Source organism: Paenibacillus nuruki (genome assembly GCF_963311185.1).
Classification (GTDB): domain Bacteria; phylum Bacillota; class Bacilli; order Paenibacillales; family Paenibacillaceae; genus Saccharibacillus; species Saccharibacillus nuruki.
In genome coordinates this window covers 2,452,210-2,474,483 of the sequence record NZ_OY725677.1, presented here as the reverse complement: position 1 = coordinate 2,474,483, position 22,274 = coordinate 2,452,210, and the positions used below count along the sequence as shown (strand labels likewise).

Here is a 22,274-nt window from a genome sequence, read left to right as displayed (position 1 = left end):
TCTATTCTGTTATTACGTAAGTATATAGAAATGTAGATTCTACCTATAAGAAAGTGAAAGTACTATGACTAATAAAGGAGCAAATAATGTGCAAATTCGCATCAAATCATTCAAATTATGGATAGTGGTGATGGTTATCTTAGGTAGCTTATGTTTATCTATACTACTCTATCAGTTATTACATTCTGTGCGAGTTCAATTGTTCGATCTACAAATTGGACATCAACATCGAGATGACCTACCGGGCATGTTAGATCAGGGTCTAACGTTTACTAATAATCAACAATTGTTTGTAATAGCAATCTATCCAGACGAGCCTTATGTACAATTAAATCAAAAAGCTAAACTAACAGTCACCCGCAAGTCAGATAGCAAAGTCATGCAGATCAAGGAAGAAAAAGAATCGGGCGATTTAGCTGCTTGGGAAATGCCATTACATAATACACAGTGGGAAAGTGGAGTATATAAGGTAGTATTTACAAGGAATAGTGATGTGATCGAGCAGAAAGAAATCACACTAAAATAGAAGAAGTGTAGTATATATCGAAAAGAATATTAATTTTTTCTAATTATAGTAATAATAAAAATGTAAATTAAATATGAGGAAATGCCGTTAATAAGAATAGTACTTATTAGTAACAAAAACATACATAAAAGGGGTTTGTACATGAAAAAAGTATATGGATTGATTATCAAAGGAGTACTTGTAGTAGGGCTACTTGTGCAGTGTTTGCCTGTGTCTAGAGTAGCTTACGCAGATAATAAAAGTACGATAAGTTCTTCAAAATTAGAAGCATATTCACTACAAATTGATACGGAAGGTAATCAACAAGCTATTCAAACACAAGCTTTTATGCAGGATGGATTAATGATGGTATCGGCAGCAGATTTGTTGAATAATACTGGATTCAAAGTAGGCAGACCACTAGGTTGGGAAAAAAGGTCTTTGGTAGAGCGAAAAGAGTCTCTTTCAACTACAATTCTTAATCGTCTAATATTTAGAGATGGTGATCATGTTATAGAAATATATATCAATAATGATATATATGATTTTGCAGAAGAGTATATAACAATGCCAACGACTGCAACTTTTAAAAATGGACGTTTGTATATACCTATTGATTTTGTAGCTTCTTTATTAAATTATGATGTGAAATACGATTTTTCAAAACATATCATTAATATGAATTCTTGGGATAACAAAACTGAACAAGTAAACCAAGTCAAAGAATTTGTGAATCACTATATGACAGGATCATCAGAAGGATACAGTCCAGATTTGTCATTGTATACTGCTGCTTTTTTAGAACATGATGAAGGTTGGATCGAAACAGCTTTCTCTGATGAACAATGGCCAGAACCACACCTTACAGTAACAGATTGGACAATTAAACATCTGTTTTTTATATCTCATGATGAAGTAATGGTGAAAGTTCCTTATCTAGAGATGGGTAAAGTATCACGAAAACCCGGAGCAGTATGGCTTCGCTTAATAAGAGTGAATAATGCTTGGAAAGTAGATACTTCAACATCTTGGAATCAGGCTCTTTATTTAGATGATATTCATGATAAAGTGAACAATCTTAAAATGAATGAACCTGAGAAGGTAAAAGAAATAAAAAAAGCATTATATGCTTCATTTGAAGTTGCGAATAGTAAGAAGCAAGCAATTGAAGGAGGAAAAGCAGAATATAAAACATATCCTAAAAATGTTGCAGTATTATACGCGGATGATCAGATTGCTTATGTATATACAGAATACAATTGGTCTTTTAAACAAACTAATGAGAATTTAGATAAGTATTCTATTAGTTCCGATGAAGATTTTATTACTATGGAGAAAGATGCGAATGGACAATGGAAATTTAAAACTCATTATGGTTTAGGATTAGGTCATCATATTTCTGGGAGTGTCATAAGAGGCAATTATACTAATAACAAATATGAATTTATGTCTTTTGATGACTATTATCTGAATGATCCTAGTGTGAAATCTTATATTTCTTTCTTTTAATATAAGAATATTAATCTAAGATATCTTTTGAAATTTTAAATAAATGAAAATGTAATTAATTTTAAATATATTTAGGAGGAAAAATCATTGAAAATATTCAAAATTTCGCAAGAATCAAATATTATTCATGAATTAACAGTTACTAATTTTGAGAATCTTACTCATAAAAGAGAACCATATTTTATAAAAGAAGAAAAAATGAAATATTATGCTGTCTGTCCTTCTTGTAATAATCCAATCCAAATTATTAATTTATATCCTCAAAAAAAATTGGAAATGAAAAGTCTAAACCATTATATGCAAAACATTACAGTAAAGATATTAAAAATTTAGCAAAATATGATCAAGAAAAATATAACAATTGTCCTTTAAAATCTCCTATTTCTTTTAGTGATAATACAAAACAAAAAAATAAGAATAAAAGTAATGAGATTCTAAGTTTAATTAAAAACTATCCTGAAATATTATTAATGTGTATCAGGACTATAACCAAAATAAATTTTTCTAATAATAAATTTATAGATATGATAGATAAATTCATAAAATCTGAAGGATACTATTATAAATATATAAATAAATTTAATCTTCCATATGCTTTTTTAAATATGCAAAATAATATAAATTTATACTATTTGAAGCCAGAAGAACTCTTTACAGAAAAATTTAAAAAGATTTTAGAATCTAAAAGTAAATTTTTTGAGTTGAGTAACTCAAATCAGTTTGTCAAAAAAGAATCGATTCAAGAGTATGCTAGTTTAGAAGTGTATACATCTAATCATAGTATAAAAAATTCAGAAGAAACTTTAAAAATTATAATCGTTGAAATTAAAGGAAAAGAGAAATATATATTGGATTCCCAAAAAGTATCTATAGATAAGTTTAAATTTATAGATCTTACTTCTAATGATTCCAATTATTTGAAAGATTATAGTTTAAGAAAAATGGTAGATAAATATATAATATTTTAGTTTTATATTTTATTGAAACGAGGAGTAGCAATTGGATGAATCAGTTAAACAAAAGCGAATAGCATTAGCATTATCGGGAGGAGGTTTTAGAGCTTCATTTTTTCATATTGGTGTACTAAGCGAACTTGCTAGATTAGGTCTTCTCAAACATGTGACAGCAATATCTACTGTTTCTGGAGGGTCAATTATTGGAGCATATTATTACCTAGAACTACAAAGATATAAAAATAAATTAAATAAAGACTTAGTCGATCAAGATTATATAGAAATTATTGAAAAGATATCAATTGATTTTTTTAAGAAAGTAAACAAGAATCTTAGAAATAAGTTTTTTATTCATCATTTAGGAGATTTATTTATAAGAAATAAATCTCTTGCTGAAAATCATAACTTAGTAGAATTATTAAATAAATATTTTTTTGATGAATTTTCATTTAAGGATAAAAATGTAACGATGGATCAGTTGTGTCAATCAGAAGGTCTCCCTAAATTGATTATAAATTCAACTAATGTAAACTTTGGAAAGATATGTTGTTTTACTTCGGATTTAAAAGATGCCGAAAATAATTTTTTTAAGTTTGCTGAAGAAATATCTAAATATCAAGCAAATAAATATAGATTTGACTATAAAAAGTTAACTATAGGACATGTTGTAGCAGCTTCTTCATGCGTACCGGGCTTATTTCCTCCAATGAATATATTTTTGGATAAATCCATATTATCATTTATAGATGGTGGAGTAATAGATAATTTGGGAATATCAGCACTTATGGAAGAAGACTACGACCAGATTATTGTTAGTGATGGATCCTTGCATATTGATCAAACCCTTTATTATGAAACTTCACCCTTAGATATGCTAATGCGTACAAATGACATATTAATGGATCAACTTAAAAAGCATAGTATTGAGAATACTAATTTTCAAAAAAATAATTTGACATTAATAAGTATTAGAAAAGGACTCTTAAATGAACCTCCTTCATTCAAGTTAGGGAGTATGCCATTAACAGATTATGGCATAGATCAATCAGTACAATATTATTTATCTAGAATAAGAACAGATTTAGATACATTCACAAATATCGAAGCAGAGTCTTTAATGCTTAGTGGAATGCTTATTACCAATCATATTTTATTAGAGAAACCATTAAAATCTAATTTAAACAATTATACTTATTCTTTTCAAAAAAAAATCATAGAAGAGAATATAAAAAATCCATCAGAAGAATATTTAAAATATCTTAATGCTGGAAGTAAAAAAATCAATAGAAATAAAAAATACAAATCAGATCCATATAAGCTATATATCACTTTTTCAAAAGAATTTAACTATCTCAAATTCTTTATAATATCAACTTTTTTAACTTTGGCTTTATTGTTTTTTTTCTATATATTTAAAGATGTATATTATATTCCTACAATCCTTGTAAAGATCACAAGGATCATATCTTTACTTTCATTCATTGCATTAGCCTTTAATCTTTACATTCCCTTATTTGGTTTAATAATATTATTGTATTTTTATGTGCAAAATAAATTATTTTGTTGGAAATCAAATAGATTTTATAAAAAATAATCAATTTTTCAAAAAATCATATTTTAATCTAATTAAAATTTGTCTTTGTTAGAAAAATATTTTTAAATTTGATCCCATCTTTTAATCCCTGCTCATACATCACCGACTCTGCTATACCTTGTAGCAGAGTCACTACATTACAATAATCTATCAACAACTTCATTCCTTCTGGTTTCACATATGTACATAACTCGGTAAACAGCCGATCACTATCCAACATCAACTTCTTATACTCTTCTGATCCATAAATAATCGTATTCGCTATACTTTCCATCCGCATTGACTTGAATTGATTAAAATCTTTTTCAAAATCATTCATAATACAAACCTCCACAAAAGTGATGCTATTATCGTAGCATCGCTTATTTTAGCTGTATACGGTCACTCTGATGGCAAAGTGATGTCACTCGTAAAGTTTGGTATACTGTCTTCTTACACTTAAATTTAATAAAGGTGGTACATTACATGCTGTGGCTTAGTGGAAATATTCGATTTGAACTTAACATCTTACATTATGATTATCCTCCAGAAAGAGTTGAATGCTTATATGACGATTGGCTAACGGTACAGTTGATCGCTCAAGATGAAAATGGATTACAGTGGGAGGCGAGCAGTTCTTGTATGTTTGCTAAAGAATTACAGGACTTACGAGATTGGTTCGGTTCGATACGAGTACAGAATGTGGTGTGGCAGACCTTCTTTTTTATGGAACCTGAATTAAGCTTTACATATATTCCAAATGGAACAGTAGAAATAGGCATATCTCAGTCTTTTTATCCTAAAGCCTTAATGGAGCATGGCAGACAAACGGTAGATAAAAGTTTAATTATGGAATTGCCTGAAGAGGTTTTGTATGATCTCATACAGCAATTGGATAACATGATTGTAGAATTTCCACAACGTTCGACCAAGCAATAAGGCAATTTAGAAAATATCTTATACATACATTTTAAAATAAGGCGGTACATCATATGTTATGGATAGATGGTAAGGCAAGAGTAGAAATCAAGATTATAGGGTATCAATATGAAGTTATAGAAGAGTGGTATGATGATTGGCTAACCGTACAGATTATCGCTCAAGATCAAAATGGATTTCAGTGAGAAGCGATCAATCCATCGATGATGAGTTCGGAATTGAAAAGTTTGCGGGATTGGTTCTCTTCCGTGCGAGATAACCAGATGATATGGAAATTTGCAGCATTTATGGAACCAGAAATTGAAATTTCTTATATCGAAGACGGGCAGATTGAGCTTAGCTTAAGTCATGCATTTTATCCGCATAAGCTAATAAAACTAGATCAAGGTGAATATGAGAAAAAGTTTATTATCTCGTCTACGAAAGAAGTATTACAAGAAAAGATTGAAGAAATTGATGAGATGCTAAAACAATTTCCAGAGCGATGTAGTCGATATAATAACTAGATCAGATCAAGCGAAAATAAACGCGTAAAAGTGCAGTAGGTAAAAAAGAAGATACAGAATCACTTTCTCCAAAGCTGACTCCAAAATCCCCCTGATAGGGATCAAGTAGAGAAGGTGGTTTTTCAGGTGGAGCAGGTAATAGACCATATTGTTTCATCAGGCGATCTTTGAGTGCTGAATCGACCTTACTAGATGATTGTGCATACATCGGTTGGGGTTGAATATTTATTGCGGATAAAGCTATAGTAAGGATTAGCATTAATTTTACGAATTTCAATTTATTTCTCCTTATATCTGCATCAAGAGAATTCTAAAACTTTAAAGTCCGAAATGCTTCGTACTGTAATTAGGCTAAAATAGAACGTGTGTTACGCAAAATATTTTGCATCGATTTTGTTTGAATAGACAAATGATCTACAATAGAAAAATTACGTTTTTTAATATCCAAGCTTTTCATTTGATCGGTCAAAACAACGCCTTGAAATCGAAGACCAGCAGGGAGTTCAACTTCAAAAGGGTAATTTTTTATTTGATTCGTAATCGGACATACGACAGCAAAACCAGTGATTTGATTAAAATTTTCTTCTGATAATACGATAGCAGGACGGCGACCAGCTTGTTCATGACCGGCTTGTGGATCAAAATCAAGCCATATTAAATCGCCACGAGTAGGAATTTTCAAAGTTTCTCGTCTCCTTCAATACCCCAATCCATTTCTTTATGTCGGGGAGATTCTGGCTTGATTTGAGCTAAAAGATTATTGAGGTGAGCTTTCAAATCTTGATTAGATTCTTCCTGTTGAAGAATCGGACGTAGAAGAATTTCATTATCATTAGTAATAATCATTTCCATTTCTGTACCTTCAGACCAATTCAAACGCTTAATTAAATCTGTAGGGATACGTATAGCACTACTGTTTCCCCATTTGCTAAGTGTAGCTTTAGACATACTCATCACCTCATTAATTTTATAAATATAGTATAAGATATTTAGATTGTAATGTATATCTATAGGATATACATTTAAATTATATAAATTTTATGAAGTATAGAGGAATATTTAAACAAACATCTAGAATAAGATTTATAAATAGGGGGCATTTTTTTGAAAAAGATATTATCAGGTATTGTATTAATCCTTGTATTGGGTGTTATCTTTATCACCCAGTTACAAGATGGATCGTCTACAAATACAAGTACCACAGCATCTAATCAGACAGCACAGGTTGATTCGAATAATTCGCAGACACAGAATGAATCTTCGAATAAATCGACAAGCAACACTAGCCAAACTCAAAATAACCAGAGTAGTAATACCAACAAACCTAACTCCGCAAATACATGCAAAGTTATCAATACCTTTGATGGCGTTGCCGATTATTTGAAAGAATATAAAAAATTACCTTGTAACTATATCACCAAGTCCAAAGCAGAATCGTTGGGCTGGGAATCGTCGAAAGGTAATTTGAATAAAGTGGCACCTGGTAAAAGTATTGGTGGCGATTATTTTAGTAATTATGAAAAGCTGCTGCCAGCTTCCAAAGGACGCAAATGGCATGAAGCCGATATCAACTATACATCTGGTTTTCGGGGAGCCAATCGGATATTGTATTCTACTGATGGACTGATCTACAAAACAACCGATCACTACGATTCTTTTCAGCAAATCCAATAAATGCGTCTGTACAACTTCAACTTCATATTCATCTATCGAAGATCGACAATCATTGTCGGTCTTTTGTTATAATGATAGCGATCTTATAGCTACACTGATGTATCGAATCAAGAATGGAGTACAGAAACAACAAGTCGAAAGGAAGAACCAAGATGACCAATACTCAGATGCAAGAAGCGATTGAATTACGTCAAAATGGACAATTAGAAGAAGCACGCACGAAATTACTCCATTTATTATTGGAAGATCCCGATGATCCTGTGTTGTTATATCAGGTGGCATGGACGTATGACAATTTAGGATTAGAAGCACAAGCTATGCCTTATTATGAACAAGCTCTTGCTAATGGACTACAAGGCGAAGATCGTCAGGGAGCGATGCTTGGACTAGGTAGCACGTACCGCACATTGGCTCATTATGACAAAGCAGCGATTCTTTTCAAGCAAGCGATTCAAGACTATCCGGAGGCACGAGAATTTAAAGTGTTTTATGCAATGGTGCTGTACAATCTAGAACAATATGCAGAAGGCATGCAGTTATTAATGACTGAACTAGCAGAGACAACAAATGATAAAGGGATTGAACGATATCAGCGAGCGATTTTATTTTATGCTGATAAGTTAGATCAGGTATGGGAATAAGCCGGTATAGACAGAGTACATATATAAATAAAGGAGTGGTTGGATATGCATACATGGAGTATTCGGGCAGTTACCGCAGACGATCAGAATTTTTTGTGGGAAACGTTATATTTGTCTCTTTATGTGCGTGAAGGAGAAGCACCATTTGATCGGGAAGTGATCTATGAACCACATCTGGCTAAATATGTAGAAGATTGGGGTCAAGCTGGAGATGTTGGTTATATTGCAATCAATGACCAGCAACAACCGATTGGAGCTGTGACGGCTAGAGTATTACCAGCAGACAATCAAGGTTATGGTTATATTGACGAGGTAACACCAGAGTTAGGATTAGCTGTATTGGATGAGTATCGTGGACAAGGGGTAGGTACAGCGCTTATGCAAGCATTACTAACTGAATTACGACAACAACAGATCGCTCAAGTCTCATTGAGTGTAGATCCGAGCAATCCTGTTGTGCGCTTATATGAACGTTTAGGATTTGAAAAATTAGCTGTCGTCGGTACATCGATTACGATGTTATTGGTTTTATAATTTTTTACGATTGAGCGCAATAAACACAAATTATTATTCAAATATAAGCATATTATTAGATAATCATTATTAGTATTATTCATTATAAAGATGTCTCATTTTGATGTATACTTCTATAGGGAAATAAACATCTGTAGAGGGGTTATCATTTTGTACAAAAATCTAAAGTTATATTTCAACAAAAGTTCCACACAAGCTCGTTCTCCACTGAAGGTTAGTATGTGGCAGGCTATTTTAGCTTTTATCGGTGGATTTATCACTATATTTATACTAGTGAGTCTTTCAGAAGGGTTGCATTTGTCTTTATTGATAGCTCCTTTTGGCGCAAGTTGTGTACTGGCTTTTGCACTTCCAGAGGCGGCTGTATCGCAACCTAGAAATATTATTGGTGGACACTTTATTACTGCTTTATGCGGTTTGGTGATATATCACTGGTTAGGGAACGGCATCTGGGCTTTATCTTTAGCAGTTGGACTGGGTATTGCTCTTATGATATTAACGAAAACGACTCATCCTCCTGCCGGTGCAAATCCGATCGTTGTCATTACCGCAGCGAGTTCATGGTCTTTTCTAATTACGCCAGTGTTAGTCGGTTCTATCGTGGTAGTCTGTGTTGCCTTGCTATACAATAACTTAATCAAGCATCGAAAATATCCGACATTTTGGCTATAAAAAAACAAAGGAACTCATCTATTGCGATTTCTATAGATAAGTTCCTTTGATTTTACATATAAGATTGAGCTCAAATATTAAAACGTATAAATGAATGGCTACGAGAAGATCCGAATAAAGGCTATAAATGTATGTATTTATTTAGTAAAACTATAACCATTTTGATCTATCAGGAGTCTAGAATATGAAGAAAAAAATAAGGATGATCAATATTGACGAAAACACATATGTTTACGTTCTAAAAGATTCTTATCAGAGTGAACAATGGCAAATTCTTTTAAAAGTCACCCTACAGAATCAAAAAATCTTGCACTTGTATATCATTTTGCAACTTGGGATGATGCTATTGTAGGATGTCCTTTGTTAACAGGAATCGAATTATATCATTCTAAGGAGCAAAAGAAGATACTATACAATTTGAATCATCCTATCAGAGTAAGAGAATTAATAGAATATGGACTTTACCATAAATGGACAGGGGAACAAACAGTAGAGTATACAGATGGTCTTAATGTATTAAAACATATGGGTTACGATAGTGATATGCTCAGACCTTAATCATGATAAAAGATAAAACTTTAATTAGTTAACCTGCACTTTTTGGAGCGACCAATTGAATATCTTCTAACTTGGGATGGCGTATCCAGTCTGAATGATAGCGGATAAAATAAAGCTGATCGATCTGTACTAACTGCATAATATCTGGTGTTGTTTTGAGATTAGCAGTGTCTTGACCTTGTTGAACCACAATACCTTGATCGGTCACGCCGATCACGCGGAATACACCTTCTGTTGTCTTTATACTGCTTACATATAGAAACGTCAAAGCTACTACCGAAATAGCAATCAATGTGATAATCTGGCGTGTACGTCTGATCGGCTTGCGAAGAATGGGCATATCTATCACCTCTTTCACGTAAAAATGAGATATAACCAGTATAGTCGATAGCGAAAGATACTTCTACGTTAGACCATTTTGAACTTTAATTTGCCTGTACAACGGGCATCCAACATAAAGTTCTGCAATCCAAAGAAACATAAAAGAAAAAACTCTCTAAACCATATAGAGAGTTTTTGAATAAATCTGTATTTTTTTCCTATCCTTATAAATTCAATTACTGCGGAATATTTCCTCCAGCAATACGATCTCCTGAATTTCCTGTCGGATCAGTCATCTCATCATCAGGAGCAGCATGAATAATAATGGAAGCCCCTAAAAGAGTGTGTTCATTTCCTTTTTCTAGACTGGCATTTGGTAATACCATTGTAGTATTAGCTGTACCATCTGCGGCTACTTCTAAGTTAGGTAGATCACCTGTATGTTGTCCTTTGGGATTGAGTCGTCCATGTTCATGTCCTTCTGGATTCAGATGTGATCCTGCTGTAGCGAAGTCGTTATTCGTAATAGCTGATTGGTGAACATGAATCCCGTGTTTACCTGCGGGTAGATTTTTGACATTCACTTTGATATTCACATTATTCTGATCTTGTGTAAGGATGGCTGTTCCTATCGACTCACCTTTGCTATTTTTGATCTCTACCACTGGACTGTTAACAGAAATCGTTGCAGATTGAGGTTCCCAGTACATTTTGTTACCTAGAAGATCGCTCACATGGCGAATCGGTACATATGTAGTACCACTATATCTAAAAGACTCTGGAACCATACTACCTTGATTATTGTATTGTGCTGAAGTGGTTTTTTGTTCACCATCTACATAAAATTTTAACGCCTCTGTATTCGGAGTCACCGTTGTAGCATCTGCTGCAAATGAAATACCTGAAAAAAATAAAGCTCCACCTAGAAAAGAAAGGACGAGATGTTTTTTACCTAAAGGTTTTTTCATTACGATTATTCCTCCTGTAATTAAAATAGGTTCTTTTTACATTTATACCCTTAAAATTACATTGTAAGCAGAAGGACTCAAAGTTATCCAGAATCTATATACACAATAATATTTAGCATATGTAACCATTTTATTATAAATAAAATATAAGTTATCGATTTTAAGAAGAAAGGGGAAGACATACATATTAGAACGAAATCGAATCAAACCGGTATAAATATATAGAAATAAAAAACAGTAGAATGATTAAATAATCATAATAAGTATTAAAATTATACGTATAATAGAATAATTTCATTAAAATATACCCCATTTGTGTTAAAAATCGTATAAAATAACCGATCATTTTAAAATCCCTTAATTGTATATAATGTTAAATATTAGTTGATAATACCTTAAGTTTGTAATATATTATTTCAGGAATTAAAATTATATCCAAAGGGAGAAATGATGATGAAAAGTATTTCGTTAAAGTTTGTTCTAGTTTTACTTGCAGTATTTATGCTTCAGTTCAACCATGCTTCAGCTGCATCTGCTAAAAGTACACTGAACGTTGGCGAGACATTGGCTAAAGGTCAGATGTTATCGTCCCCAAGCGGTAGATTTAATTTGGTCATGCAAAATGATGGCAACTTGGTATTGTATCGTGATGCTGGCATTCCAATGTGGGATACGAATACTGATGGTGATGTATTCAAATACTATGACACATTTTTAGGTCGTGAATTTCAACGATATCCAGAAGCGTTAACACTTTTCCCTAACACACTACGCGTTACTGATCCTTCTAAAGGTATCGTATTTTGGACAGCAGATGTGAAAGGATGGAGTAATGCACATTATAAAGGTAATGTACCTGCTGGATTAATTGGAGATAGCCTGGTGGTACAAGATGATGGAAACGTTGTTCTTTATGCTACTGGCAAAGGTCCAGTATGGGCTTCGAATACAGGCGGATATTAATACATACACGAGAGCCGTGTTTAGCGGCTCTTTTGTTTTGTTTTATATTGTATAATGAGTTTAAATGGACAGAACATTGTAGTTTGTCGCCAAAAGTAAATGCGTCGAGGAGGTTACAGGTGATGCGCCAAAATATTTATGATGACCCGACTTTTTTTGAATATTATAAAGAGTTACGGAGCACAGGGATTACTTTTAATGATTTTGTAGAGCAACCTGCTTTGAAAGCATTATTGCCGGATTTAAAAGGATTAACAGTACTTGATATGGGTTGTGGATTCGGTAAGTTAGCTTCATATATGGTAGAACAGGGAGCAGCGCATGTGACTGGCGCGGATATCTCGAGCAAAATGTTAAGTATTGCACCCAAGCTTCCAGAGATTACATATATTCATACACCGATAGAAGAATTGGATTTTGAAGCTAAATCGTTTGATCTGATTGTCAGTTCTTTAGCTTTTCATTATGTCGCTGATTATGATCGCCTGATGGCGCAGATTGCGAAATGGTTACGTTCCGGAGGAACATTGGTCTTTTCAACCGAGCATCCAATAACCACAGCCAAGTTAGATATGGAAGGTTGGGTAGAAGATGAGCACGGAGAGAGATTGCATTATGCGATAGATAATTATGGGGAAGAAGGGCAACGTAACACTCATTGGGTTGTTGATAATGTGATTAAGTATCACCGGAAAGTATCTACACTGGTAAATGGCATGATTGCTCATGATTTGATCGTACAACACATCGATGAACCGGAGTCTATTCCAGAAGGTTTGGAGAAAATGCCGAAGCTCACACAAGAGCGTCGCAAGCCTTCTTTTATTTTATTCAAAGCGGTAAAAAAGTAAATGAATAAAGGAAAGTATAAGTGGATGATTGAATGTCTGCTGGTAACGCTAAAGATCAATATAGATCTATAACAAAGGAGAGCAATCTCCTTTTTATTTTGGGAAATGTTAATCTAGAGTAATAAAATGACCGATAGATAAAAAGAAATACCATTATAATAGACGCAGAAAGAAGGTCAATTATGCATTTTTATGAAATTGATATTGCTAAAGTTATGAAAAATCGACAACCATTTATGCTGAATCCTACAAATTATATTTTGACGACAGATGATGAATTGTATCAGTTAGCCGAGCTACCAGCAGGTGTGCCTTACATAACGCAGGAACAGATGATAGAGCAATTGTATAAGCAAAGTGTAGATGAAATAGAGCAATTTATATCTTCTGAGTATAATAAAGATGTGTATATAATTGCTATTGCTACTAGTGAATATTATGATTTTCAATTGTACATAAATACAGAGGAACGATTTAAACATTCTCAAGAAAAATATCTTACAGAAGAAAAAGATATAGTGGAATTGAATTACAGTAAGTATAATTTAGGGAATTTCTCTTTTGATAATCAACTTCATAATGATGAAATTTTAGATATTTTAACTGGAGTACACGTAATTGAGGACAAGGTATCTGACTTTGAAGTCGATGAATTGTATGTTCCGTTGTATGAAGGAGATTTCAATAATATTTCAATAATTATAAACGAATCTCTTATTAAATTTGGTCATTATATTGCAGTACAAGAAGTAGCCAAGCGTTTAAAAGATACAGATATTGAAGCAAAAATAAATAAGACTTCTGATTTTATTTTTTTTGGTGCTATTGGTGATGCCGGAACTGATCGAAGTATTATGATGAGACAAACTGTTGAACGTGAAGTACTGTACAAAGCTCTTCCTGAATTACATCAAGGTGATTTTCAATTTGAACAATTGAAGATGGACTTACAACAACGTTTATTTAATGAACAAGTCAATTACTGGCTTCAAGAGATCAAGAACAATGAGAATCGGATAGGTCAAAGTGTTTTTGAACATTATTACAAAACAGAATATCATGCAATTGAAGCTTTAGCCGAAAATATAGATGATATTGCGAATGATCTATTACCTGCATGGAAAAAAGAAGTAACCAATTATATAGAGTCAGGCGAAGAATCAATAGCACTATTTTATCTCAGTTATGTACTTAGTGAATTTGAAGAAGAAAAGCAAATATATATCACAGAAATCCAAGATCATTTGAACATGATAGAACAAGCAGAGCAACTACAAGAGGAATCTCAAGGCAATATAAAAATGATTCGTGATATTCTGTTGGTAGAATAATTAAATTTTCCGGTAACAATATAGTATTAAAATAATGAAAAAGAGAGAGAAATCTCTCTTTTTTTGTGTTCTTAAAAAAAAAACTGTTTATACACTTTGATTGTCTTATATATATGAATATTTAGATAGCGAAAAGGAAGTGTCATCATGGAGGAACATGAATGGGCGGTGGCTGCTTGTAAAGGGGATGAGCAAGCATTTTATCATCTTGTGTCGTCACATCGTCGAAGGTTATATGGGATTGCTTACAGTTATATGCATAATGAAGCAGATGCACTAGATATTTTACAAGAAACCACATATCGAGGATGGTCTAAATGTCATAAATTAAGTCATCCAGAAGCTTTTATTCCTTGGCTTATTCGAATTCTGATTAACTGCTGTATGGATGAACTGAAACGTCGTAAACGTAATGTTCCTTTGTTAGAAAGACATATGATTGGTAAAGTATCTGAAATGGTACATGATGACAAACTCGATTTGGAACGTGCTTTGGATCGTCTCAAGCCTAATTATCGACATGTATTAATTCTTAAATACTATGATGATATGACTCTTGCTGAAATAGCTAAAGTATTAGGGAAATCAGAAGGAACAGTTAAGACATGGCTTCATCAGGGACTCAAACAAATCAGAACCAAGATTGATATAGGAGGTGAAGTTAGAAATGAAAAATTCGAATGAGTTGCAGCTACATAAACAAGCTCAAGAGATAAAAGAGATTAGTAAACAAGTGGCAGAACAACATTTAGAAAAATCGATCATGCAAGGTATAGAACGTGCTAACCGCCAAAAACAACAAAAGTCGTGGCAATGGAAACGTCCTATTTGGATCACTACTATGGTAGCTATTCTAATATGCACAGTGGGAGGAATATGGATTTCGCATGCTCCAATATCTAACACATCTGTCTCTTTGATTCGTTCGGGATTACCTGATTATATGAATACATTATATAGGCAGAATGGGTTAACCAAATCATTAAAAAGTGCAGTAGATCATGGACTATATCAGCCTATTAATCAAAAAGTAGAATCTGAAAATTATACTTTGAGTATAGAAGGCGTTGTCGCAGATAGTAGCAGAGTGATGATCTTTTATACAGCGAAAAATCGAATCAATGATCAAGGTCGAGCGGAGATTGATAGTGAAGAACATCCTATCCTGATGAATCAGTCGCAAGGTATGAATGTCGGCAACTACTTTGACAATATTATTCTGCCTGATCAGGATAAACTGGAAAATAAAAGGTCAAGTCATGGCTTATTAATTTTTGATTTTGCAAGTTGGAGTGAAGTACCTGATCATATAACATTATCAGCTAAAGTGCATAATGGATTTTATAAAAATAAAGAAGAAACATTAAATATCCCGTTTCAGATTGACACACAGAAATTCGAAGGCTTGAAAAAAGAAACAATATTTAATAAATCGTATACTGTTCAAGGATATACATTTAAACTACTCAAAGTGTCCCAGACACCTTTACGCACAGATACCGAGTTTGCATGGGAACCACAATCTAAAGGAACACTTCAAGGTATCTATTCTAACGTATTTGCTTATGAGCCTAGCGGGAGAATTAAAAGTCCTTTTGTGATTAATAAGTACACTACGTATAAAGAAGGAAGTGCTACTCATTTTATAAATTATAGTGAAAGTAATTATTATGCTTCAGATCAAAGATTATGGGTGGATATCGAAAAAATCAAGCCTGCTTTGGCTAAACCTATATCAATTACTATAAATACTGAGGAAAAGAAAATTCAAGCTACAAGAGATAACAAAATTGAAGTTTCTTCTGTAACACAACAAGATAGTCATATTAAAATAGCATTATCGTACGCTGTGAGTGATCCAGATGCTACTTATATTTTTGACATGAAATCTACTTTTAAAGACGGACTTGGAAAAGAGTATCCTTTAGAAGGAAGGATGCTTTATGGAAACCAAGAAGGACAATATGAATTAAGCTTTGAAAACAAATTTTTAAAACAACCGTTAACTTTTGAAATCTTAGACTATGGTGGAGCACTTCTATATATGAATACACCTATCAAAGAGCAAATTAGAAAATAAATAAAAAAACCATTCCTACTTTCTAAGGAATGGTTTTTTTGATCTTCAAGAAGCCAAAAGTCATCAACATCTAATCATTTATCTTCGCTTTTCAACCAACTGTAATGCATAATCTAAGCTTTCTAAAGTCATAGACACCAGCCCATGCATATAATCTTGATCAGGTTCTTTCAACATGTGAAGTTCTGCCATGTGTTCTACAGGAATGTATTCCAGACAAGCGTTGTACAAATCTTTAACTTGTTCTGAATGTATTTGATCGCCTGTTAAAGCAATCTTCTCCGGGTTAATTGTAGCGATTAAGCTGATTAGCATTTTGGCGGCTAAAGGAATAAAGGTTGAAGACTGATGAAGTTGAGTATATTGTTCTTCTCGTGTTATGCCGAAAGGGAGAAAAGAAATTTCACCTGCAAATCGAGTATTTCCTTTGTGAATATGCCCATCGATCATTAATCCTGCACCGGGGAAGCTTCCTTTGATAAAAGTTACTACTGCTATCGTTTTATCTTGATCATACTGTTGTTTTTGATAAAATCCATAAGCGGTCAGATTCATATCATTTTCAATAATAATATCGATGCCATACTTTTCGTTCAATTGAGATTCTAAAGGAACCCCAATCAGTTCTGAAGCATCACAGATCTGTATCATCCCTTGATGCGCTACACCCGGAATCCCTATCCCGATTGCTTTGATATTGCCATAGGTATGAATCAATCGTTCGATCAAATGATCAATTATTGTCGCATTCACAGAAGACACCTCTTCATGCCCGCTTTCGATATATTCACCTATGGAATTAGCTACAGTATACGTCAGCGAGTGCCGAGTTTCTTCTGCTTTGATATAGATACAAGCAATATAAGAAAAGTGAGCATTATACATAAACTTCTTCGCAGGACGACCACCATGAGAATCTTCTTGTTCATGTTCTAATACTTCGCCCGTTGTTAGTAATTCATTGAGTATTGTTCCACAGGTAGCGATACTTAATCCTGTAGCTTGAGCTAGATTAGCTTTGGTCGCTGAAGTGAGCGATTTTAGAGTTTTTTTAATCACTTCTGTATTGATTTGTTTTACATGTATCGTGTTATGGATAAACGGTTGTATGAGTATCACCTCTATCGAATTTTGATAATAGTTATTAAAAGTATTATAATAAGTAATATTATAATTTAATACCCCATCATTGTCTAATGAAATAAGCAGATACAGGTGGATATTCAAGGAGGCAATCGTATACATGGCAACAGACAAAGAAAAGATGCTGGCCCAGAAATTATATATGGCTGGTGTAGGCGAATTAGCAACAGATAATAAGAAATCTCGGATGCTTACTCGATTATTTAACAACACAACCGAAGAGCAGTGGGAGTATCGGACTGAATTACTTCAGCAATTGTTAGAATCCGCAGGTAAGAACGTATTTATTGAACCACCATTCCGTTGTGATTATGGTTGTCATATTACAATTGGTAATAACTTTTATGCCAATTATGATTGTATTATTATTGATGTTGCCAAAGTAAAGATAGGCAACAATGTGTTTTTTGGCCCACGAGTAGGTGTATATACAGCAGGGCATCCTATCGACCCTGATGTACGCAATACCCTTTTAGAATTTGGTAAAGAAATCACAATAGGTAATGATGTCTGGATCGGAGCAAATGCAGTGATTAACCCGGGTGTAACGATTGGGAACAATGTAATAATCGGTTCAGGCTCGGTGGTCACCAAAGACATTCCAGACAATGTGATTGCTGTAGGAAATCCTTGCAAAGTCTTACGAGCGATTACTGCTGAAGATAAGCAATACTGGGAACAGCAAAAAGCAGAGTATGAAGCAGATATCGAGCATTAAGATTAGACTTGGATCGGTAAGCTATCGGCAATACTAGATCAATACCAAACCAAAAAGGCATGAATACTCTTATGAATCCCAGAGTGCTCATGCCTTTTTATTTTGTTTCTATCTAGCAACGGATACGATCTGCTGATTGCTTATTATTTAGCGCTAACCAACCATTTTACACAATACGCTTCCGAATCCAACCCGAGATTAGATCGGTTAAGATAACCAGTACGATGATTCCTAACAGAATCACACCTACACGATTCCAATTACGCATATTTAGAGCAAAAATCAGTGGTGTTCCGATACCACCAGCGCCCACTAGACCCAGTGTTGTAGCTGAGCGAATATTAATCTCGAACCGATACAACGAATACGAGAGAAATTGAGGAATTACTTGAGGCAATACGGCAAACCATAGAATTTGTAATCGCGTGGCTCCAGCAGCCGTTAAGGCTTCACTAGGGCCTGTTTCAATACTTTCTATCGTTTCTGAAAATAACTTGGCAAGCATACCGATCGAATGGATACCAAGTGCAAGCACACCGGCAAAAGAACCCGGGCCAACAGCTTTGATAAATAAGATCGCAACAATCATTTCAGGAAAGACGCGAATTACACTAAGACTGAACTTACCTGTTCCTGAAACTGGACGACGACGACTCATATTGGTTGCTGCCCAAAAAGCAAAAGGAATACACAGAAAAGCAGAAATAAATGTACCTAAGATTGAAATGACTAAAGTATCAAGTAGTCCACGTAATAAATCTTCACCCGCAGGATCATAGACAAATGACCAATCAGGATGCATAAATCCATCTAAAATAGAGAGGGAGACACTTTTGGCAGTGGATTGAATCCCTTCGAATTTGAGACCATTAAATGCCCAGATATACACAACAACCAGAAAAATAACCCAACACCACGGACGGATTTTGTGCCAGAGTGGCTTAGCCGGTAACGTATGATTCATAGTAATTTCCTCCGCAATACAGTACTTCCGTAATCAATAACCAGTACAATCACAAGCGTTAGCAAAATAATCATAGCTGCGCGATCATATCGGAATAATCCAAGAGAGCGATCCAGTAACAGACCAATACCACCAGCACCCACTAGACCTAGAACAGAAGCTGCTCGTACATTAATTTCAAAAGCATACAACAGATAAGACATGTAATAAGGCAATGCTTGAGGGATTACGCCAAAGACGATTAATTGAATTTTATTGGCACCTACAGCCGTCATAGCTTCCATAGGACCTGGATCAATCGCTTCGATCGCTTCAAAAGTAAGCTTAGCAATAAGTCCAAATGAGAAAAATAGAATCGCTAACATTCCGGCAAATGGTCCTATCCCGAAAATTGCTACAAAAATCGCAGCAAACAATAGATCAGGAATGGTACGCACTAAATTCAGAATCAAGCGTACAGGCAAAGAAACCAAACGACTTTGCACAATATTGTAGGCACAGAGTAACGATACAGGGATTGCTAACAATCCACCTAGCATCGTACCGACCAGTGCAATCTGTACAGTTTCAACCATCGGCTTCCAGATCGTAGGCAAGTAACTCCAATCCGGTGGGAACATTTCACTTAACAAAATGCCCATTTGTGGTAATCCACGGATCAATTGATAAGGAGTAACTTCAGTCTGAATACTACAAAGGACAAGCACGACTATAAAAAATAGCCATGTGAGTATCTTTTTATATTTCTTAGGAGCCGCAGGGGCTTCAATCATCATATTCATAACGGTTCTCCAGAAGTCGCTTTGATATCTGCCGCATCTGGAATCACAGTCACGATATCTTCGCCAGGTGCATTAGCGCCTAATACTTCATCACGATGGATCGGGCGTCCGTAAATATGAGAAAACACATCATCTGTAGCTTCTTCCGGTGTTCCATCGAATACAATTTCTCCTGCCCGTAACCCGATAATCCGAGTCGCATATTCACGTGCCAAATCTATAAAATGCAGATTAATAATCGTAGTAATTTGAAGCTCTTGATTAATACGTTGAAGATCATCCATTACTTGACGAGTTGTTAACGGATCAAGAGAAGCTACCGGTTCATCGGCTAGAATAATCTGTGGTTGTTGTGCTAACGCTCGTGCGATAGACACCCGTTGTTGCTGTCCACCGGATAACTGATCTGCACGACTATATGCTTTTTCTTGCAAATTAACGCGTGCTAACGCATCTAAAGCAAGTTCATGGTCTTCTTTGGGGAACATACCGAATACAGTGCGTAGTGTAGAATGATGACCTACACGACCGGACAATACATTACGCATTACAGTCGAACGTTTCACTAGATTAAAACTTTGGAAAATCATACCGATCCCACGGCGAATACGGCGCAATTTGGCACCTGAAGCCGAAGTGATCGATTGACCGTTAATCTGAATATCACCTTCGCTAATATCGATCAACCGATTGATCGAACGAAGTAAAGTTGATTTACCTGCGCCGGACAGTCCGACAATGACGACTAATTCGCCTTCGTTAATCGTTAGATTGATATGGTTAAGCCCTTTGGTTCCATTAGGATACACTTTGGAAACGTCATTGAATGTAATCATGATTTGCCAACTTTCTATATTCAGAATAATGTACTTCATTAGTCGCATCGTACCTATAGATGAACTCAACAAGCAGATTGCTATGTAAAATAGCAAACACCGTCCGAAAAGAAGGACGGTGCTGCCAAGTGCTCACTACATTCTTTGTTTACTTGGTTGCTTGACCTACAGCTTCTGCATATTTACGAACAGGATCGAAGTTTTTATCGTCGCCTTTTTCATAACCTACATGACTGTAGATTTCTTCAATAATTTTGCTACCTTCTGGATCGTTACCAATATCGATAAAGGCTTGACTGATTTTGTCGCGCCATGCTTGATCCATATCAGAACGTACGCTGATCGTATCGTTAGGAATAGGAGCAGTGAAGTGAAGGACACGTGTTTGTTCAAATACGTCTGGAACATCTTTTTTAACATTGTTACGAGCATCTTGGAAGATCGCTACGGCATCAACTTGACCATTAAGCAGAGCCATTACAGCCGCATCATGACCTTTAATCGTGATACCTTGTACGTCTGTATCTGGATCAATACCTGCTGCTTTCATTTCAGCTGCCGGGAATACATAACCTGCGGAAGAAGTCACATCTTGCCATCCCATTTTTTTACCTTTTAGATCAGCAAGTGTTTTGATGTCCGAATCTTTTTTAACGATAATCATTGATTTGTAAAAGTTTACTTTATCTGTAGTCGGTTGACCTGTCTCATCATTTACACCGAAACGAAGAGCTTGTAGCAATAAGTCTGCTGCTTTACGGTTGTCATGAGCAAGTACGTAAGCATTCGGTGGTAAAAATCCAACATCAATTTGTTTGGAAGCCATTGCTTCTACGATTGTATTGTAATCAGGAGACACTGTTACTTTGACAGGAATCCCTAATTTGTCGCCTAGTAATTGTTCAAGTGGTTTGGCTTTGGCTTCAAGCGTGTCTGCATTTTGTGAAGGCACGAATTGAACTTTTAATTCAGTCGGCACATAGCTAGAAGACTCTGCTGCATTACCTGTTCCTGTAGATGCCGCTTGATTACCACAAGCTGCAAGTCCTGTTGCCAGAGCAACGGTCATACTTAACATTAATATTTTTTTGAACACTTTTATTTCCCCCTAGAAAAGTAGTCTTACTGGTTGTGTAGGTAAAGCTGTGCATGATATAGACTGTAGGCACCGTTTGAAGTATGCAAAACTCCCTTATGTAATCATTTGTAGGTTAGATATTTACTATTTACGATAAGCTAAGGTATAACTATGA

At 34.6% G+C, this 22,274-nt stretch carries 28 protein-coding genes and 1 pseudogene; 18 read left to right on the top strand and 11 right to left on the bottom strand.

Annotated features, from left to right (window positions below; translation table 11 throughout):
• Positions 1-88: 88 nt before the first annotated feature.
• The 5 genes from RCP16_RS10825 to RCP16_RS10805 all read left to right on the top strand — a co-directional run bounded on the left by RCP16_RS10825 (position 89) and on the right by RCP16_RS10805 (position 4,561).
• The gene (locus tag RCP16_RS10825; protein WP_308642396.1) at positions 89-526 is read left to right on the top strand and encodes a hypothetical protein; all 438 of its coding nucleotides are present in this window, start codon (positions 89-91) and stop codon (positions 524-526) included.
• Between the two features lie 141 nt (positions 527-667).
• Positions 668-2,014, top strand: coding sequence for a stalk domain-containing protein (locus RCP16_RS10820; protein WP_308642395.1), 1,347 nt, complete (start codon positions 668-670; stop codon positions 2,012-2,014).
• Between the two features lie 87 nt (positions 2,015-2,101).
• Positions 2,102-2,347 (top strand): hypothetical protein, encoded by a 246-nt coding sequence (locus RCP16_RS10815; RefSeq protein ID WP_308642394.1) that lies wholly within the window; start codon positions 2,102-2,104, stop codon positions 2,345-2,347.
• A 299-nt stretch (positions 2,348-2,646) separates the two neighbouring features.
• The gene (locus tag RCP16_RS10810; RefSeq protein WP_308642393.1) at positions 2,647-2,982 is read left to right on the top strand and encodes a hypothetical protein; all 336 of its coding nucleotides are present in this window, start codon (positions 2,647-2,649) and stop codon (positions 2,980-2,982) included.
• Positions 2,983-3,013: 31 nt separating this feature from the next.
• Positions 3,014-4,561 carry a patatin-like phospholipase family protein gene (locus tag RCP16_RS10805; RefSeq protein WP_273593657.1) on the top strand — a complete coding sequence of 516 codons (1,548 nt, stop codon included), beginning with the start codon at positions 3,014-3,016 and terminating at the stop codon, positions 4,559-4,561.
• Between the two features lie 28 nt (positions 4,562-4,589).
• On the opposite strand, the gene RCP16_RS10800 is transcribed toward RCP16_RS10805, so the two are convergent.
• Complete coding sequence (locus RCP16_RS10800) at positions 4,590-4,880, bottom strand: hypothetical protein (protein WP_273593658.1); 291 nt, start codon at positions 4,878-4,880, stop codon at positions 4,590-4,592.
• Between the two features lie 146 nt (positions 4,881-5,026).
• Between RCP16_RS10800 and RCP16_RS10795 the strand changes: the two genes are divergently transcribed.
• Both RCP16_RS10795 and RCP16_RS22560 read left to right on the top strand, forming a co-directional pair.
• Entirely contained in the window at positions 5,027-5,479 is a 453-nt protein-coding gene (locus RCP16_RS10795; RefSeq protein ID WP_308642392.1) for a WapI family immunity protein, read from the top strand.
• A gap of 53 nt (positions 5,480-5,532) precedes the next feature.
• Positions 5,533-5,985 (top strand): annotated as a pseudogene (locus tag RCP16_RS22560) (WapI family immunity protein).
• A 1-nt stretch (position 5,986) separates the two neighbouring features.
• Here the strand turns inward: RCP16_RS22560 and RCP16_RS10780 are convergent.
• From RCP16_RS10780 to RCP16_RS10770, 3 genes are all read right to left on the bottom strand, one after another.
• Positions 5,987-6,262, bottom strand: a complete 276-nt coding sequence (locus RCP16_RS10780; RefSeq protein WP_308642389.1) for a hypothetical protein — start codon at positions 6,260-6,262, stop codon at positions 5,987-5,989.
• A 69-nt stretch (positions 6,263-6,331) separates the two neighbouring features.
• The gene (locus RCP16_RS10775) at positions 6,332-6,667 is read right to left on the bottom strand and encodes a type II toxin-antitoxin system PemK/MazF family toxin (RefSeq protein WP_069326302.1); all 336 of its coding nucleotides are present in this window, start codon (positions 6,665-6,667) and stop codon (positions 6,332-6,334) included.
• Positions 6,664-6,933 carry an AbrB/MazE/SpoVT family DNA-binding domain-containing protein gene (locus tag RCP16_RS10770; protein ID WP_308642388.1) on the bottom strand — a complete coding sequence of 90 codons (270 nt, stop codon included), beginning with the start codon at positions 6,931-6,933 and terminating at the stop codon, positions 6,664-6,666. Before RCP16_RS10770 ends, RCP16_RS10775 begins: the two co-directional genes overlap by 4 nt.
• A gap of 156 nt (positions 6,934-7,089) precedes the next feature.
• Between RCP16_RS10770 and RCP16_RS10765 the strand changes: the two genes are divergently transcribed.
• The 5 genes from RCP16_RS10765 to RCP16_RS10745 all read left to right on the top strand — a co-directional run bounded on the left by RCP16_RS10765 (position 7,090) and on the right by RCP16_RS10745 (position 10,064).
• On the top strand, positions 7,090-7,659 hold the full coding sequence (locus tag RCP16_RS10765) for a ribonuclease domain-containing protein (RefSeq protein ID WP_308642387.1): 570 nt from the start codon (positions 7,090-7,092) through the stop codon (positions 7,657-7,659).
• Between the two features lie 152 nt (positions 7,660-7,811).
• Positions 7,812-8,300, top strand: a complete 489-nt coding sequence (locus RCP16_RS10760; protein ID WP_308642386.1) for a tetratricopeptide repeat protein — start codon at positions 7,812-7,814, stop codon at positions 8,298-8,300.
• A gap of 45 nt (positions 8,301-8,345) precedes the next feature.
• On the top strand, positions 8,346-8,834 hold the full coding sequence (locus RCP16_RS10755) for a GNAT family N-acetyltransferase (RefSeq protein WP_308642385.1): 489 nt from the start codon (positions 8,346-8,348) through the stop codon (positions 8,832-8,834).
• Between the two features lie 150 nt (positions 8,835-8,984).
• Entirely contained in the window at positions 8,985-9,506 is a 522-nt protein-coding gene (locus tag RCP16_RS10750) for an HPP family protein (RefSeq protein WP_308642384.1), read from the top strand.
• A 264-nt stretch (positions 9,507-9,770) separates the two neighbouring features.
• Entirely contained in the window at positions 9,771-10,064 is a 294-nt protein-coding gene (locus RCP16_RS10745) for a hypothetical protein (RefSeq protein WP_308642383.1), read from the top strand.
• 28 nt (positions 10,065-10,092) lie between these two features.
• Here the strand turns inward: RCP16_RS10745 and RCP16_RS10740 are convergent, their stop codons facing one another.
• Together RCP16_RS10740 and RCP16_RS10735 are read right to left on the bottom strand one after the other, a co-directional pair.
• Complete coding sequence (locus RCP16_RS10740) at positions 10,093-10,404, bottom strand: hypothetical protein (RefSeq protein ID WP_308642382.1); 312 nt, start codon at positions 10,402-10,404, stop codon at positions 10,093-10,095.
• 217 nt (positions 10,405-10,621) lie between these two features.
• Positions 10,622-11,353, bottom strand: a complete 732-nt coding sequence (locus RCP16_RS10735; protein ID WP_273593663.1) for a superoxide dismutase family protein — start codon at positions 11,351-11,353, stop codon at positions 10,622-10,624.
• A gap of 453 nt (positions 11,354-11,806) precedes the next feature.
• On the opposite strand from RCP16_RS10735, the gene RCP16_RS10730 reads away from it, so the two are divergent.
• From RCP16_RS10730 to RCP16_RS10710, 5 genes are all read left to right on the top strand, one after another.
• A complete protein-coding gene (locus RCP16_RS10730) occupies positions 11,807-12,316 on the top strand; it encodes a hypothetical protein (protein ID WP_069326309.1) in 510 nt (169 codons plus the stop codon).
• A gap of 122 nt (positions 12,317-12,438) precedes the next feature.
• Entirely contained in the window at positions 12,439-13,167 is a 729-nt protein-coding gene (locus RCP16_RS10725) for a class I SAM-dependent methyltransferase (protein WP_308642381.1), read from the top strand.
• Positions 13,168-13,349: 182 nt separating this feature from the next.
• Positions 13,350-14,498: a hypothetical protein gene (locus RCP16_RS10720; protein WP_308642380.1), complete on the top strand. Its 1,149-nt coding sequence runs from the start codon at positions 13,350-13,352 to the stop codon at positions 14,496-14,498.
• A gap of 147 nt (positions 14,499-14,645) precedes the next feature.
• The gene (locus RCP16_RS10715) at positions 14,646-15,182 is read left to right on the top strand and encodes a sigma-70 family RNA polymerase sigma factor (RefSeq protein WP_273593666.1); all 537 of its coding nucleotides are present in this window, start codon (positions 14,646-14,648) and stop codon (positions 15,180-15,182) included.
• Positions 15,166-16,578: a DUF4179 domain-containing protein gene (locus RCP16_RS10710; RefSeq protein ID WP_308642379.1), complete on the top strand. Its 1,413-nt coding sequence runs from the start codon at positions 15,166-15,168 to the stop codon at positions 16,576-16,578. Before RCP16_RS10715 ends, RCP16_RS10710 begins: the two co-directional genes overlap by 17 nt.
• 78 nt (positions 16,579-16,656) lie before the next feature.
• Here the strand turns inward: RCP16_RS10710 and RCP16_RS10705 are convergent, their stop codons facing one another.
• A complete protein-coding gene (locus tag RCP16_RS10705) occupies positions 16,657-17,637 on the bottom strand; it encodes an ROK family protein (protein WP_308642378.1) in 981 nt (326 codons plus the stop codon).
• A 184-nt stretch (positions 17,638-17,821) separates the two neighbouring features.
• On the opposite strand from RCP16_RS10705, the gene RCP16_RS10700 reads away from it, so the two are divergent.
• On the top strand, positions 17,822-18,439 hold the full coding sequence (locus RCP16_RS10700; RefSeq protein ID WP_308642377.1) for a sugar O-acetyltransferase: 618 nt from the start codon (positions 17,822-17,824) through the stop codon (positions 18,437-18,439).
• Positions 18,440-18,605: 166 nt separating this feature from the next.
• On the opposite strand, the gene phnE (RCP16_RS10695) is transcribed toward RCP16_RS10700, so the two are convergent.
• The 4 genes from phnE (RCP16_RS10695) to RCP16_RS10680 all read right to left on the bottom strand — a co-directional run bounded on the left by phnE (RCP16_RS10695) (position 18,606) and on the right by RCP16_RS10680 (position 22,117).
• Complete coding sequence (gene phnE, locus RCP16_RS10695; protein ID WP_069326312.1) at positions 18,606-19,403, bottom strand: phosphonate ABC transporter, permease protein PhnE; 798 nt, start codon at positions 19,401-19,403, stop codon at positions 18,606-18,608.
• Positions 19,400-20,185 carry a phosphonate ABC transporter, permease protein PhnE gene (gene phnE / locus RCP16_RS10690; RefSeq protein ID WP_083243336.1) on the bottom strand — a complete coding sequence of 262 codons (786 nt, stop codon included), beginning with the start codon at positions 20,183-20,185 and terminating at the stop codon, positions 19,400-19,402. The genes phnE (RCP16_RS10695) and phnE (RCP16_RS10690) overlap by 4 nt, the downstream gene beginning before the upstream one ends.
• A complete protein-coding gene (phnC, locus tag RCP16_RS10685) occupies positions 20,182-21,021 on the bottom strand; it encodes a phosphonate ABC transporter ATP-binding protein (protein ID WP_083243337.1) in 840 nt (279 codons plus the stop codon). Before phnC ends, phnE (RCP16_RS10690) begins: the two co-directional genes overlap by 4 nt.
• Positions 21,022-21,169: 148 nt before the next feature.
• Positions 21,170-22,117: a phosphate/phosphite/phosphonate ABC transporter substrate-binding protein gene (locus RCP16_RS10680; RefSeq protein WP_069326314.1), complete on the bottom strand. Its 948-nt coding sequence runs from the start codon at positions 22,115-22,117 to the stop codon at positions 21,170-21,172.
• Between the last annotated feature and the right edge of the window lie 157 nt (positions 22,118-22,274).

Excerpts from the sequence above, each read along its gene's own strand:
- RCP16_RS10820 (WP_308642395.1), top strand. The coding sequence starts at position 668 with ATGAAAAAAGTATATGGATTGATTATCAAAGGAGTACTTGTAGTAGGG.
- RCP16_RS10800 (WP_273593658.1), bottom strand. The coding sequence starts at position 4,880 with ATGAATGATTTTGAAAAAGATTTTAATCAATTCAAGTCAATGCGGATG.
- RCP16_RS10795 (WP_308642392.1), top strand. The coding sequence starts at position 5,027 with ATGCTGTGGCTTAGTGGAAATATTCGATTTGAACTTAACATCTTACAT.
- RCP16_RS10770 (WP_308642388.1), bottom strand. The coding sequence starts at position 6,933 with ATGTCTAAAGCTACACTTAGCAAATGGGGAAACAGTAGTGCTATACGT.
- RCP16_RS10760 (WP_308642386.1), top strand. The coding sequence starts at position 7,812 with ATGACCAATACTCAGATGCAAGAAGCGATTGAATTACGTCAAAATGGA.
- RCP16_RS10755 (WP_308642385.1), top strand. The coding sequence starts at position 8,346 with ATGCATACATGGAGTATTCGGGCAGTTACCGCAGACGATCAGAATTTT.
- RCP16_RS10745 (WP_308642383.1), top strand. The coding sequence starts at position 9,771 with ATGGCAAATTCTTTTAAAAGTCACCCTACAGAATCAAAAAATCTTGCA.
- RCP16_RS10740 (WP_308642382.1), bottom strand. The coding sequence starts at position 10,404 with ATGCCCATTCTTCGCAAGCCGATCAGACGTACACGCCAGATTATCACA.
- RCP16_RS10735 (WP_273593663.1), bottom strand. The coding sequence starts at position 11,353 with ATGAAAAAACCTTTAGGTAAAAAACATCTCGTCCTTTCTTTTCTAGGT.
- RCP16_RS10730 (WP_069326309.1), top strand. The coding sequence starts at position 11,807 with ATGAAAAGTATTTCGTTAAAGTTTGTTCTAGTTTTACTTGCAGTATTT.
- RCP16_RS10725 (WP_308642381.1), top strand. The coding sequence starts at position 12,439 with ATGCGCCAAAATATTTATGATGACCCGACTTTTTTTGAATATTATAAA.
- RCP16_RS10720 (WP_308642380.1), top strand. The coding sequence starts at position 13,350 with ATGCATTTTTATGAAATTGATATTGCTAAAGTTATGAAAAATCGACAA.
- RCP16_RS10715 (WP_273593666.1), top strand. The coding sequence starts at position 14,646 with ATGGAGGAACATGAATGGGCGGTGGCTGCTTGTAAAGGGGATGAGCAA.
- RCP16_RS10710 (WP_308642379.1), top strand. The coding sequence starts at position 15,166 with ATGAAAAATTCGAATGAGTTGCAGCTACATAAACAAGCTCAAGAGATA.
- RCP16_RS10700 (WP_308642377.1), top strand. The coding sequence starts at position 17,822 with ATGGCAACAGACAAAGAAAAGATGCTGGCCCAGAAATTATATATGGCT.
- phnE (WP_069326312.1), bottom strand. The coding sequence starts at position 19,403 with ATGAATCATACGTTACCGGCTAAGCCACTCTGGCACAAAATCCGTCCG.
- phnE (WP_083243336.1), bottom strand. The coding sequence starts at position 20,185 with ATGAATATGATGATTGAAGCCCCTGCGGCTCCTAAGAAATATAAAAAG.
- phnC (WP_083243337.1), bottom strand. The coding sequence starts at position 21,021 with ATGATTACATTCAATGACGTTTCCAAAGTGTATCCTAATGGAACCAAA.